Source organism: Curtobacterium sp. 8I-2, assembly GCF_902506155.1.
Classification (GTDB): Bacteria; Actinomycetota; Actinomycetes; order Actinomycetales; family Microbacteriaceae; genus Curtobacterium; species Curtobacterium poinsettiae.
In genome coordinates this window covers 277081-290041 of record NZ_LR732827.1, presented here as the reverse complement: position 1 = coordinate 290041, position 12961 = coordinate 277081, and the positions used below count along the sequence as shown (strand labels likewise).

The following is a 12961-nucleotide window of genomic DNA, read 5'->3' as shown; positions in this document are numbered from 1 at the left end:
GGGCGGGCTGACGGCTGAAATGTCACCTTCTGGACGTGTGCCGTCGAACCTGACAGCATGGGCGGACGCTGTCGGAGGGGGACGAGCAGATGGATGATGCACGACCGGGGACGGGTGTCGCAGGCGCCGGATCGACGGGGACCGCGGTGCGGCGGCAGTACGGCCCACCACCCGTGCCGCTGATCGTCTGGAGCGGTGGCCGTGCGGTGTTCGCCTTCGGGGTGCCGTTCGCTGCCGGGCTGTTGCTGGCCGGGGTGGTGCTGTTGCTCGGCGTACCGGGTGGTCGGGTCGCCCTGGTGAACGGTGCGTTCGCGGCCCTCGACGGGACCGGGGTGCCTGCGCCCCTCTTCGCCGTGGGCGCGGTCATCGCGGCGCTCGGGCTCGGTTTCGGGGTGACCGCAGCCACCGTGGTCGTGCTCGCGGCCGCAGACGATGCGGTGGCGGGGCCGCGCGACGCCTGGCGGTGGTCGGTCCACCACTGGCGGCTCGTCGTCGAGGCCGCTCTCGTCGCGTTGGTGGCGGTGGCGGTGGTGACGGCCACCGCTGTGTGGTGGCGGGCAGGTGGATGGGGCACCGTCGTGATCGTCGTGCTGCTGGCGGTCGGTGCCCTCATCGTGGCGCCGCTGCTGCTCGGCTGGGCGCTGGTCGTGGCCGGTGTGCCCCGTCGATCGGCCTACCGTCGCGCCTGGGGATCTGGTCGGGTCATCGTCCGTGGTGGGGACGAGGCGACGGCGACGCCACGTCGTGCGCTCGTCGGGGGAGCGACACTGGTGACGGTGCTCGGGGTCGGCGTCCTGCTGCTGCTGCGCCTGTTGCCGCCGTCGGCGCTCCGGAGCAGCGTCGTCGTGGCCTGGTGCTGCATCGCCGTGACCGGCCTGGTGCTGGTCGTCGTCGCGATCGCGGTGCGCGGGGCCGCAACACGGAACGACGGCGGTCGGCTCCGGTCACCGCTGACGACGGACCCGGTGGCCGGGGGACGACGGGCGCGACCTGGACTCGTCGGAGCGGGCGTGGTGGTCGTCCCGGCGGTGGTGTTCGCGGTGATCGTCTCGAGCAATCCGATCGGCGTCGTGCAGTACGACGCCGCCCCTGCGGATGCGCGCGGCCTGCTCGGCGGCGACATCGCGGACGTCGGAGGCCGGACGGCGGTCGTGAGCACGCCGTCGACACCGCCCAGCCGTCTGCGGATGTGTGGGGACGCGTCGTGCGACACCCCCGTCGAGATGCCCGGCCTGACCGGCGGCTCCGCGATCGGGAGCGCCGGCGACGGTGGGTTGCTCACCGCCCAGTGGAAGGTGCGGTTCGACGGCGAGGAAGCGCAGCAGTACGAGCTCGAGGTCGTGCACTCACGCGCGGACCAACTCGATGTGGCACCGAAGTCGGACGGTGCCGCCTGGCCCGCGGGGAGACGGGCGGAGAAGCGTGACTCCGCCGACGAGGCGCCGGCCGTGGACCGCCCGGAAGGGCGCCGCACCACGGTCGCCGCCGTCGACATCGTGGACACCGATCAGGGGCGCGTCAGCTACTGGATGACCGACGTGGCAGTCGCGAGTTCCGGCGACCGGCCGGTCGTGGTCGGGATCGCCCGCGGCGGTGAACCGGAAGGACGCTCGCACCTGGTCGCCGTGTTCTGCGAGGACGTGTCCTGCGCCGAACACACGGTTCGGCAGGTGGCGCTGCCGTGGATCCCGCCGCTGGACCACCAGGGTGTGGACGTCGCCGTCGCGCCGGACGGCACCGCCGTGGTCTCGCTGGTGTCCGAGACCGACGCCGGTTCACCGACCTTCTCCGCCCTGCGGCTGGTGTCGTTCCGCCCGGACGGCGGCCAGCCCGTCGTCCGCGACCTGTCGCACGCGATCCCGCCGGGCAAGCCGGTGCGGGCGTGGGACGAGGCGTACGACGCGCGGGTGGCGATCGGCGGCGACGGGAACCCGGTCGTGCTCGCGCGGTCGAACGGGATCGCGACCCAACGGCTGACGTTCTGCGCGGATGCGTCGTGCTCGTCTTCGTCACACACGGACATCACGCCGAACGGGCCGACGAACCTGCTCCCGGCGTTCGTCATCGATCGATCGGGGCGGCCACTCGTCGCGGTCCGTGACGAGGAACGCGGCACCCTGGGACTCCTGTCGTGCCGTGATGCGCGGTGCACCGGTTCCGAGCAGACGACGATCGCCCGGTTCCCGCCGCTGCAGGACGCACGGTCGAGCACCGGCACCCTGGCGATCGGCCTGACCGCCGACGACACCCCGATCGTGCTGTCCGGTGGTGCGACGGACGACCGGGACGAGGACGTGCCTGGCCTCGTGATCCGGTGCGATCGACCCCGGTGCGGGACGTCGTGACGTGCCTGCTCGGTTCGACGACGATCGAGCGCTGACACTCTAGGATCGTGGTGAGGGCCTTTAGCTCAGCTGGTAGAGCGCCACGTTTACACCGTGGATGTCGTCGGTTCAATCCCGGCAGGGCCCACTCACGAGGCCGGACCAGAACGTGCTGGGGCTGCGCCACAACGCATGCAGTCCGGCTCGGGACCACGGTGCTGCAGGGTCCGTTACAGAGACCGAAAGCCACGACCGAGCGGTCGGAACTCGTATGCTCCGACCATGGGGATGAACAAGGACCAGCAGCTCGCCGCGATCGTCGGGGGTCTGGTTGCAGTGTTCGCCGGCGTCGGTGTGATCGTCGCCTTGGCAACGGGGCTCGTCGGCTCGTAGACGATCGCCGCCGCATCCACCGCGTCGCCGACCGGATCGCCGCGGTCCCGTTCTCTGCCTCGGTAGAACGTCCGGTTCCGGACCGCGCTTCCGCAGCGAGCGGTTGTCGTTCCGGCGTCCTGGCCCTCGCACTGGGGACCTTCGCCCACCCACCCTCCTGCTCCACGAGTCCGAAACATCCTCACGCAATTGATCCGAGGAGTGGACCCGTATGTCGATGATGACACTGCAGCAGACCGCGTCCGCCCCGACCGGGGTGCTCGAGTCCCCGGTCCGGCGACGGAACCCAGTGAAGGAGCAGCACGCATTCGCTCCGCCGGCGGCACCGATGCGAGTGGCTCCCGGCGCCGTGGACGATCGCGCGTTCGCGATGATCGTCGGGCGGAATGCTGCGCTGCTCCGAACGATCGCCGTGCGGATCCTGCGCGGGTCCAGCGAAGCCGACGACGTCGTGCAGGAGACCTTCATCGCCGCGTGGACCCATCTCGAAGCGCTGCGCGATGCTGACGCGATCACGGCGTGGCTCGTGACCACGGTCCGACGCCGAAGCTTCGATCGGCTCCGGAGTGCTGCGACGCGGTACCGGACGCAACTCGATGAGACGGCTCCTGAATCCGTCGACAACGCCCCGGGAGCCGTCGCGGAGCGAGCATCGCTGGTCGCAGCCGCGCAGCGGGTCATCGACGGTATGGCGCCGATGCAGCGACGGTGTTGGGAGTTGCGCCATCTCGAGCGTCGGTCCTACGCCGAGATCGCCGCGGCGCTGGGTCTGCCGCACTCGACCGTGCGCGGTCACATCGCGCGTGCGCGAGCTGTGGTCGATCGGTCTCTCGTCAGCTGGCGGTGAGGCGGCGAGGTCGATCGATCAGGGTCTCCGGCCTGGCGCAGGGGTGTCACCAGCTCTCGTGCGGCGGAGACGTGCGCTCTCGGGAGTCGTCGGCGGCCAGGATCGTTGCCGTCGCCGCGGGCCACAGCGCATCCAGCCGCGGCCCCCACGGGGCCGCCATCACCCCGCTCGTGCGAAGCGTGCTGACCTCCGACAGGGAGACCCAACGCCAGTCCATCACCTCGGCAGGATCCGCTCGCACCGCTGAACCACTCGGCTCCTGCACGACGAAGAGGTCCACGAGCGCCGTCTCCTCCGTGAAGCGGCCGACGCGGCGCAGCGCCTCGGGCTCGACGGTGACGTTGGTCTCCTCGAGCAGCTCTCGGCACGCAGCTGCACGACCAGTCTCGCCTGCGAACGCGCTCCCACCGGGGAACTCCCACCCGAAGGCGAACTCCTTCGTCGGCGCCCGCTGCGTGAGCAGGACGGTTCCGTCGGCCCGGTGGACGCACACCGTGACCACCAGATGGAACGACCCACCCGGCCAACCCGCGTCACCGCGCCGGAACGACCCACCCGTCGGCACCCCGGCCGCGTCAACAAGATCCCACCACTCGTCCACACCGCCAGCGTAGGACGAATCGGCACCCCGGCCGCGTCAACAAGATCCCACCACTCGTCCACACCGCCAGCGTAGGACGAATCGGCACGCGGAACGTCGACATGCGGCGTCCGGCAGCGGATCGGCTACCGGCCGCCGGAACGACGCGCTGCTCGGGCTCGCCGTCGCTCGTCACGCCGTGCTCGCCACTCGGCGTCCTGCTGATCCTGCAGCGGGCTCCGGCCCATGCTTCCGCGAGCGGCGAGGAAGATGAGCACGACGACGACAACCAGTACGACCGGCACGAGGAACTGCAGCAACAACATCGCTCCCTCCAACTTCTGCTCACCCCAAGATAGTTGGTGTGGAGCTCGGCCAGCCGTCGCCGGCAAGACCAGCGCCCGAAGGTCGACCGGCTCGCGGGACGACGCCGCCAGCAGATCGGCGAGCGAGACGTGTTGTCCGGGTGCTGGCCAGGTTCCCGAGGCCCGCAGCGCCCCGCACGCGCTCGATCCCCGGACAGCGGACCGCGACGACACGAAGCCGGAACGGCTATCGAGCGGGCCTGATCGAGAGTTCGGCCACCTCGACGACCGCGTCGTCCGGCATGTCGGGGTAGTAGTTCTCGCGGAGCTGCTGCCCGAAGAGCTGCATGTCCGTCTCAGGAGGCTGGCGCGCCTGTTCTGCGGTGAGGGTGTCGAGCCGGTACTGGTGCACGGCGGTGATCGTGCCGGCCAGCGGTTCGGCAGTCGGGTGGTCGTCGAACACGAACGTCGCATCGCCGACCCGCACGGATTCGTTCCACCGGACGGTGGTGACCTTCTCGCCGCTGATGATCGCTTCGTGGTGCTTCTGGTGGAAGTGGACGGTGGACGGGTCGGAGTCGGTCATGCATCCACCTTGCCGGATGGCGATCGAAGGGCGCGGGAGTCCGACGGCGCGCTGTCCAGCGAGTGAGCCTGCAACGCTTCTCAGCGCACCTGGTCGCGTCCGGTCATACGATCGTCTCACGAGCGCAACCCCGGCAGGTCCGGCGCGAGTGCGACGACTTCCGTGACGAGACGAACGGGTTCATCGCATGCACGCAATCGTCGTCGGGGGCGGTGTCGCAGGCCTCGCCACAGCCATCGCGCTGCACCGAGCAGGGCACGTCCCGATCGTGCTCGAGCGGAGCACCGGCGCTGCAGACGACGCCGGATCCTGGTTGCAGGTGGCCAGCAACGGGGTCGGAGCGCTCCGTGCGCTCGGTCTCGGCGCCGCCGTCTCGAAGATCGGGGTCCCGACGCCGCGGTTGCAGACCTTCGACCCGAAGGGGCGGCTGACCGCGGAGCTCCCGCTCGGGCTCCAGCAGGAGGAGGGCGCGACCCGTTCGCTGCAACGAGCCGATCTCCACCGGCTCCTCCGGACCGACACGGAACAGCGGGGCATCACGATCATCCAGGGCGCCCGGGTGCTGAGCGCTGTCGACGAGGGTGACCGGGCGAGCGTGCTCACCGAGACGCTCGAGCGGTTCACCGCAGACATCGTCGTCGGCGCCGACGGCATCGGTTCCGCTGTCCGACGCACCTTCGGGAGCCACGGACCCGAGCACGGTGGCGCAACCCCGACGGATGTGCTGGCTCCCGTCGTCAACATCGGTGGCAGTTCCTCCGGCACCGGGCTCACGGAATCCGAGACCGGTCCCGCAGGCACCCTGCAGTTCCGGTTCGGCAGGGATTGCTTCGTCTGCACGTTGCGGGTCGACGCTTCCACCGTCATGTGGTTCGCGAACCCCCGGCTCAGCGCCGTGGACGGCGGCGCCTCAGCTGCAGTCGGGATGACCGGAGCCGAGTGGGTCGCGATGCTCCCGCGTCTCGTCGGGCGGGACGTCCTGCCGACGCCTGCCCTGCTGGCGGGCTCGGCCGACGTGGACGTGTGGGCGTCGCGCACCACGCCGCGCCCGGTGCGGTGGGGATGCGGGCGGGTGGTCCTCGTCGGGGACGCGGCACACGCGATTCCTCCGACGGCGGGGCAGGGTGCTTCCCTCGCTCTCGAGGACGCCGTCATCCTCGGTTCGCTGGTGGCGAGTGGCGTGCCGGCAACGACCCTTGCGGTCCACATGCACGAGCGACGCGGTCAGCGTGTGCGCGCCATCACGCGCCAAGGGGAGTTGTTGGACACGAGCAAGACGCTCGGCAGGGTGGGATCCATCGTCCGCGATCGGTTCGTCCTGCCCGGCGCAGCGTTCACGGCGCGGCGAGACCGTGGGGGACCTGCGGCGTGGATGTACCGGTTCGACCCGTCGACCTGATCCGCGACGAACCTCCGAGCAGCAGGGTGCAGTGAGCACTCCCGCCACGCACCTCGGTCAGCCGCGGTCTCGCGCCATCCCGGCCTCGGTGTTGCGGGCGCCGACGACGACACCGTGCGGTGCGGCCGCCTCGATGCGATCCAGGTCGCCGTCGGTGAGCACCACGTCGGCAGCGGCGACGTTCTCCTCGACACGCGATGCCCTCGTGGTGCCGGGAATCGGCACGGTACCGGCCCGGATCAGCCACGCGAGGGCGAGCTGCGCCGTGGTGACGCCCTTCTCGTCTGCGATGACCGTGAGTGCGTCGACGATGCGGAGGTTCGCGTCGATGGCTTCGTCGGAGAACCGGGGGAGGTTCCGTCGGGCGTCGCCGGCGGGGAGGCCGTCCTTCCTGGTGATGTTCCCGGACAGGAACCCCCGCCCGAGCGGTGAGAAGGGCACAAACCCGATGCCGAGCTCCCTGGCGGTGTCGAGGACGCCGTTGTGTTCGGCGTCACGCTCGAACAGGCTGTACTCCGACTGGATCGCGGTGATCGGGAACGTCGCGTGCGCACGGCGCAGGGTCTCGGCGGAGGTCTCCGAGACGCCGATGGCACGGGCCTTGCCGGCGGTGACGGCTTCAGCCATCGCACCGATCGTGTCTTCGATCGGCACGTTCGGGTCGGCGCGGTGCAGGTACCAGAGGTCGACGTGGTCGGTGCCGAGGTGGCTGAGGGAGCGGTCGATCGCGCGGCGGGCGTGCTCGGGGGACCCGTCGAGTCCGATCGGGGTGCCGTCGTCGGCGAAGTCGGTGGCGAACTTCGATGCGACGACCACGCGGCCCCGGTCGGCGCCGAGGACCCGGCCGAGCAGCTCCTCGTTCGCGAACGGCCCGTACGCCTCTGCCGTGTCGAACAGGGTGATCCCCGTGTCGAGTGCGCGGCGGATGGTCTCGACGGACCCGGCTTCGGTGGCACCGCCGTAGAAGGCACTCATCCCCATGCACCCGAGCCCGAGTGCGGACGTGACGAGGCCTTGCGAGCCGAGGGGGAGTTGCTGCACGGGAGTGCTCCGTTCTTCTCCGGGGAGGACCCGGGCGAGGATGACGATCCACCCTGGTGCGCACACCATGTCAAGTGCGAGACTGCGCCCTGTGCTGCTTCCCGAGGTCCACGTCGTCGAACCGGTGACGATCGGCGTCGCGGCGGACGTGCTCGGGATCACCATCGACACGATCCGCTACTACGAGAAGGAAGGCATCGCGCCCGCGCCCGAGCGTGGTCCGGATGGATGGCGGCGGTACGACACGGCTGCGCTGCGCTGGCTCGCCGGGACGGTGATGCTCCGCGGTACGGGGATGAACGTGCGGGAGATGCGTGAGTACGCGGCCGCGTACCGAGCCGGTGCCGATGACGCCGAACGACTCGCGCTCCTCGAGCGCCACCACGCGGTCGTGCTGGAGCGACAGGGTGAACTGCTCCGTCACCTGGCCGCGTTGGAACGGAAGATCGACGCGTACCGCCAGTCGATCACCGACGGGAACGTGCGACCGTCGGGCGGATCAGCTGCCTGAAGCCCTGGTCCGTTCGTCCGGCCTCCGGCCCACCTTGAGCAGCGGGCCGCAGTCCGCGGAGCAGGAGCCGGCGCACCGGGACCTCCACCGCGTCGTGCAGGACGGACGCGACGGCGAGTGCGGCCACCAAGGCCAGCAGGGTCAGGAGCACGCTGGTCACTCCTCCGGCGGCCGTGCCCGGGGGTCGGAAGGCCAGCACCGCGTCGATCGTCAGGAGATGGACGAGGTAGAACGCGAACGACCTGGTCCCCAGGTGCACGAGCAGCGGAGACGACAGGCCGGTGGTGCGTCCTTCGACGTCCGCCCTGGCGAGCGCGGGCAGCAGCAGCGAGAACCCCACGACCGTGCAGCCGGTCAGTGCGAAGCGCGAGGTGGGGTGCAGGTCTGCGGCGAGGAGGCCCGCGACCGTCAGCAGGACGGGGACCGCGAGTCGTGGTCCGCGCCAGGCGCCCGAGCGCACCAGGGCAGCGGTGAGGGCACCGAGCAGGAACTCCGGGAACCGTGCCGGTGGCCAGCTCGCCGGGACCGGAGAACCGGGCAGGTGCGGCACGAGCACCGGCGCGACCAGGACGAGGACGGCTGCCAGCGCGGCGAGGGCCGCGAGCACGGCGGGGTGCGCGGAACGGAGCAGCTGGATGAGGAACGGGAACGTCAGGTAGAAGAACGCTTCGCAGGTCAGCGACCACGACACCGGGTTCCCGGCTTGCCACCACGGGGCGTGCCAGGCGTTGACGAGCAGGACGTTCGCCACGAGGGCTGCCGGCGACGTCGTCCGGATGCCCGGCAGAAGTGTCGCTGCCACGATGATCGCGGCGAGGACGGCGACCAGGTGGAGCGGCCAGATCCGCGCGGCACGGCGGGCCCAGAAGCGCAGTGCGGCTCGCACCGGTCCCGCGGTGTCGTCGTCCGCGCGGTCCGACCAGGCCAGGACGAAGCCGGAGAGCATGAAGAACAACGAGACGCCGGTGTCGCCGCTACCGACCACGGCACTCAGGGCCGTCTGCGCGGTCCCGTCGAAGTACCGGAGGTTCCGCACGTGGTAGGCGAACACCCCGAACGCCGCGACCCAGCGCAGGCCGGTCAACGACGGCAGGACGGGGTGCTCGAGCGCGGGGTCGGTTCTGGACATGCCCTCATCGGAACAGTCGGCACGTCAGCCGGGCGTCTGGTCGAGCGCATACGCTCCGCATACATCCGATCTGCTGTGCTGACCGGGTCCGGATCGGCCGGAGCAGCGAGGAGCGACGTGCGGGTACTGGTGGTGGAGGACGAGCCGTTCCTGGCGGAGGCGATCCGCGCGGGCCTGCGGCTCGAGGCGATCGCCGCCGACACGGTGGGCGACGGGTTGGCCGCGCTCGATCAGCTGGCCGTCCACACGTACGACGTGGTCGTGCTCGACCGGGACATCCCCGGTCTGCACGGGGACGACGTCTGCGCCCGGATCGTCGCTGACCCGGAAGCACCGAGCGTCCTCATGTTGACGGCGTCGACGACACTCGCTGAGCGCGTCCACGGCCTCCAGCTCGGGGCCGACGACTACCTCGGGAAGCCCTTCGACTTCGAGGAGCTCGTGGCACGCCTCCGGGCGCTGAACCGTCGAGCACGTCGCGCGGTCGCACCGGTCCTCGAGACGGCTGGTCTCCGGCTCGATCCCTTCCGACGCGAGGCCTACCGCGACGGCCGCTACCTGCGCCTGGGGCGCAAGGAGTTCGCGGTCCTCGAGGTCCTGCTGCGTGCCGACGGCGGGTTCGTGAGTGCTGAGCAGCTGCTCGAGCAGGTGTGGGACGAGCACGCTGACCCGTTCACCAACGCGGTCCGGCTGACCATCTCGACGCTGCGGAAGAAGCTCGGCAGTCCCGACGCCATCCGGACGCTGCCCGGTGTCGGGTACGCGGTCGCGCCGGGTCCTGTGCACGAGGGTCCGGAAGCATGAGGATCGCCGCGCTGCGCCGTCTGTCGATCCGGGCGCGCCTCACCCTGACGTACACGGCGCTGATCCTGCTGACCGGTGCCGTCATGCTCGCGGTCGTCTTCGCAGTCCTCGCCATCGTGCCCGGCTACGCGTTCACGGCGAGCCCGTTCCCCTACGGATCGACCCACGACGTGTACGAGATCACCGGCCGCGACGACGTCCTGCGCCTCTTCGTCATCGTCTCGGTCCCGGCGTTGCTCGTGGTCGGGGGCATCGGTGGTGTCGTCAGTTGGCTCGTCGCGGGCAGACTCCTCCGCCCGCTGCGCGACATCATCACGACCGCCGACCGGCTCGGTGCCGGCACGCTGGACGCCCGGGTGGACGTCTCGGGTCCACCGGACGAGATCCGCGACGTCGGTGCGACGCTGAACCGGATGCTCGACCGCCTGGAGACCGCCTTCGTCAGCCGGTCGCGGTTCGCGGCGAACGCCTCGCACGAACTCCGGACGCCGCTCGCCACGATGAAGACGATGCTCCAGGTCGCCCTCCGCGCACCCGACGGGCCGAACCGGGCGCAGACCCTCCAACGGCTGCTCGTCACCACGGACCAGATGATCCGCATGACGACGGCGCTGCTCGACCTGGCACGTGGGGACGAGCCCATCGACGCACGCCCGGTGTCGCTCCGCGACGAGGTCGCGGCCGCGCTGCTGGCGGTGGACGCAGAACGCCTCGCCCGGCGGATCGTCGTGTCGGTGCAGCTCGACGACGTCGTCGTGCTGGGCAACCGACCGTTGCTCGGGCAACTCGTCGGCAACCTGATCCGCAATGCCGTGGTCCACAACGTCTCCGGCGGGAGCCTACGGGTGGTGCTCGACGCTCGGTCCTCCGAGCTCCGGGTCGAGAACGACGGCGAGGTGATCCCGACCGACGAGGCGCACGAGTTGACGGAGCCGTTCCGACGACGCCACCGCACGCGGACGGACGGGAGCGGGCACGGGCTCGGCCTGCCGCTCGTCGCGATGATCGCGGCCGTCCACGGTGCGGAGCTGACCCTGACGGCGCGAGCTGTCGGCGGGTTGACCGCTTCGACCCGCTTCCCGGATCGGCAGCCACCAGATCCGGCAGGACCCAGCCGATCGGCACCCCGGGTCCTCGGCGATCACCCCGGCGTCCGGTAGCGTCAGCGCCATGACCGAGACGCAGCGACGCACTCTGCTCGAACGGCTGATCGGCAAGCCCCTGCCGTGGCTCGTCTGGGGGTGGGCGGTGATCGCCCTGGTCTGGCTGGTGCTGGCCGTCGTGGAGCCGTCCCGGTTCCACACCGAGATGGCGGTCCTCTGGGGCATCCTCGTCGCCGTGCAGATCGGCTCGGTGCTCGTTGCCCGTGCGCACAGCCGCAAGCGTGCTCGGGACGCAGGGAAGGACTCGTGACCGGTCCAGGGCCGGGGCGACCAGCGCGATGAACCCGACCGAGGACGCCGACGCCGATGCCGAACGTGCGCGGTTGGAACGCATCGCCTGGGGAGCCGCGTCCACGCCGGCCGACGCGGCCGACGCGCGGAGTGCCCTCGCCGCCCGCTCCGGCGCCGATCTGCACAACGCCGACCCGCACAGCGCCGACCGCGCACCCGGAGCCGACGCGCACGGAACGCGAACCGCCGACCGCGCACCCGCAGCCGACGCGCACGGAACGCGAGCCGCCGACCGCGGAACGGATGCGGACGACCGCGGCAGGGGCCTCCTGGCCGGCGTCCGCCGACGAGCCGCTCGCATCCGACGCTCCGACCACCGCGTCCTCTGGACCGTCGGCGCAGCCGCCGTCGTGATCGGTTTCTTCGCGGGGACCGGGGTCGGACTGTCGCTGGGGGCGCGCCCCGTCGACCCCACGAACACCGTCACGCCGCCAGCCGGGGCGGTGACGATCGACCGGCGGTTCGAGCAGCCGCAGACCGTCACCGACCGGCCGCCAGCGGGGATCGCGACGCCGATGGAACGCTCGAGCACCCGTCTGGTGTTCACGAACCGATCGCTGTCGGGCGACGACGCGGCGACACCGTGGAACGTCTGGGCCGGGGTCGGTCGGGACGGTTCGACGATCTGCCTCGTCGCGTCGGCCGACCAACTCGAGGGCACGAGCGCCTGCTGGCCGCGCGGGGCGGCGCTGCACGGACGGGTGTCGCTGTCGGCGACGGCGCTCAGCGGGACGCTGACGGTCCGTCTGGTCGGCGGCGGGGTCCGGGCATCGGTGACGACCGGCGCCGAACCGATGTACACCGCCGGTCCGGTCGGCTGATACGCGAGCCCGAGCGGCGCGCCGTCGATCGGACCCGTAGGCTCCGAGTCGGACCGACCGGTGCACGGGGCGCACGGCGGGATCCGAGGGGGAACCACATGTCCATCACATCCAGGATGACCACGGCGGGGACAGCGGCGGCGATCGTCGCGCTCGCACTCTCCGGCTGCGCCGGCACCGGCACGACGGCGCCGGGGACGCAGCGGGCCGCACCGCAGTCGTCGACGCCCACGCAGACACCGACGCCGACACCGTCGGCTGCACCCACCGTCGACGCTGCCACGAAGGACCTGTCGTTCGAGGACGGCGCCGCGCTCTCGTCGAGCACCCTGCCCGCGTTCGGGCTCGAGATCTCGGCACTCGACGGCTGGGAGCAGACCGGCGAGGACCCGACCAGCGGGTCCAGGGAGTACACGAACGCCGACGGCTCCGTGGCGACCATCACGCAGCAGCGGCTCACCGACCTCGACCCGACGATCGGGGACCGTGCCGCCACCGAGCAGCTGTTCACGGCGGCGGGGCTCCCGGCCGACCGACTCGAGGAGCAGCTGCTGCCGACGATGACCGGTGGGACCGCGCAGTTCCTGTCGATCGCCGGGCACAACACGGACGGTTCGTGGTCGGCGACGGTCGCGCGCGCCTTCGCGAAGCCCGGGGCCGCGCTCATCGTGAAGGTCCGGACGACGTCGCAGGGGGCGCTCCGCCCGGACCTGCACGACATCCTGATCAACGCGAAGGTGGTCGTCGCCTAGGACGGGACCGGAACC

At 71.2% G+C, this 12961-nt stretch carries 13 protein-coding genes and 1 tRNA gene; 10 read left to right on the top strand and 4 right to left on the bottom strand.

The annotated features are described in order from the left end of the window. The first annotated feature begins 89 nt into the window (after window positions 1–89). The 3 genes from BOSE127_RS05080 (at window position 90) to BOSE127_RS05070 (ending at window position 3564) form a co-directional block, all read left to right on the top strand. Complete coding sequence (locus BOSE127_RS05080) at window positions 90–2345, top strand: hypothetical protein (protein WP_159556428.1); 2256 nt, start codon at window positions 90–92, stop codon at window positions 2343–2345. Between the two features lie 54 nt (window positions 2346–2399). Continuing rightward, a tRNA-Val gene (locus BOSE127_RS05075) sits at window positions 2400–2472 on the top strand. A gap of 456 nt (window positions 2473–2928) precedes the next feature. Continuing rightward, on the top strand, window positions 2929–3564 hold the full coding sequence (locus BOSE127_RS05070) for an RNA polymerase sigma factor (RefSeq protein WP_159556426.1): 636 nt from the start codon (window positions 2929–2931) through the stop codon (window positions 3562–3564). 46 nt (window positions 3565–3610) lie between these two features. On the opposite strand, the gene BOSE127_RS05065 is transcribed toward BOSE127_RS05070, so the two are convergent. Together BOSE127_RS05065 and BOSE127_RS05060 are read right to left on the bottom strand one after the other, a co-directional pair. Further along, window positions 3611–4165, bottom strand: a complete 555-nt coding sequence (locus tag BOSE127_RS05065) for an NUDIX domain-containing protein (protein ID WP_017885720.1) — start codon at window positions 4163–4165, stop codon at window positions 3611–3613. A gap of 531 nt (window positions 4166–4696) precedes the next feature. Continuing rightward, window positions 4697–5035 carry an ASCH domain-containing protein gene (locus BOSE127_RS05060; RefSeq protein ID WP_159556424.1) on the bottom strand — a complete coding sequence of 113 codons (339 nt, stop codon included), beginning with the start codon at window positions 5033–5035 and terminating at the stop codon, window positions 4697–4699. A gap of 187 nt (window positions 5036–5222) precedes the next feature. On the opposite strand from BOSE127_RS05060, the gene BOSE127_RS05055 reads away from it, so the two are divergent. Further along, window positions 5223–6434 carry an FAD-dependent oxidoreductase gene (locus tag BOSE127_RS05055; protein ID WP_071251454.1) on the top strand — a complete coding sequence of 404 codons (1212 nt, stop codon included), beginning with the start codon at window positions 5223–5225 and terminating at the stop codon, window positions 6432–6434. Between the two features lie 57 nt (window positions 6435–6491). Here the strand turns inward: BOSE127_RS05055 and BOSE127_RS05050 are convergent, their stop codons facing one another. Then, complete coding sequence (locus BOSE127_RS05050) at window positions 6492–7475, bottom strand: aldo/keto reductase (RefSeq protein WP_017885717.1); 984 nt, start codon at window positions 7473–7475, stop codon at window positions 6492–6494. A gap of 91 nt (window positions 7476–7566) precedes the next feature. On the opposite strand from BOSE127_RS05050, the gene BOSE127_RS05045 reads away from it, so the two are divergent. Next, window positions 7567–7986, top strand: a complete 420-nt coding sequence (locus BOSE127_RS05045; RefSeq protein WP_056068351.1) for a MerR family transcriptional regulator — start codon at window positions 7567–7569, stop codon at window positions 7984–7986. Here the strand turns inward: BOSE127_RS05045 and BOSE127_RS05040 are convergent. Continuing rightward, window positions 7943–9115, bottom strand: coding sequence for an acyltransferase family protein (locus tag BOSE127_RS05040; RefSeq protein WP_159556422.1), 1173 nt, complete (start codon window positions 9113–9115; stop codon window positions 7943–7945). The two genes, BOSE127_RS05045 and BOSE127_RS05040, sit on opposite strands and share 44 nt — an antisense overlap. A gap of 117 nt (window positions 9116–9232) precedes the next feature. On the opposite strand from BOSE127_RS05040, the gene BOSE127_RS05035 reads away from it, so the two are divergent. The 5 genes from BOSE127_RS05035 (at window position 9233) to BOSE127_RS05015 (ending at window position 12946) form a co-directional block, all read left to right on the top strand. Next, window positions 9233–9919: a response regulator transcription factor gene (locus BOSE127_RS05035; RefSeq protein WP_040418670.1), complete on the top strand. Its 687-nt coding sequence runs from the start codon at window positions 9233–9235 to the stop codon at window positions 9917–9919. Next, window positions 9916–11079, top strand: a complete 1164-nt coding sequence (locus tag BOSE127_RS05030) for a sensor histidine kinase (RefSeq protein ID WP_159556420.1) — start codon at window positions 9916–9918, stop codon at window positions 11077–11079. Before BOSE127_RS05035 ends, BOSE127_RS05030 begins: the two co-directional genes overlap by 4 nt. Window positions 11080–11089: 10 nt before the next feature. Next, the gene (locus BOSE127_RS05025; RefSeq protein WP_056068356.1) at window positions 11090–11332 is read left to right on the top strand and encodes a hypothetical protein; all 243 of its coding nucleotides are present in this window, start codon (window positions 11090–11092) and stop codon (window positions 11330–11332) included. Window positions 11333–11360: 28 nt separating this feature from the next. Beyond that, entirely contained in the window at window positions 11361–12194 is an 834-nt protein-coding gene (locus tag BOSE127_RS05020; RefSeq protein WP_071251457.1) for a hypothetical protein, read from the top strand. 98 nt (window positions 12195–12292) lie between these two features. Beyond that, window positions 12293–12946, top strand: a complete 654-nt coding sequence (locus tag BOSE127_RS05015; protein ID WP_159556418.1) for a hypothetical protein — start codon at window positions 12293–12295, stop codon at window positions 12944–12946. Window positions 12947–12961 lie beyond the last annotated feature (15 nt).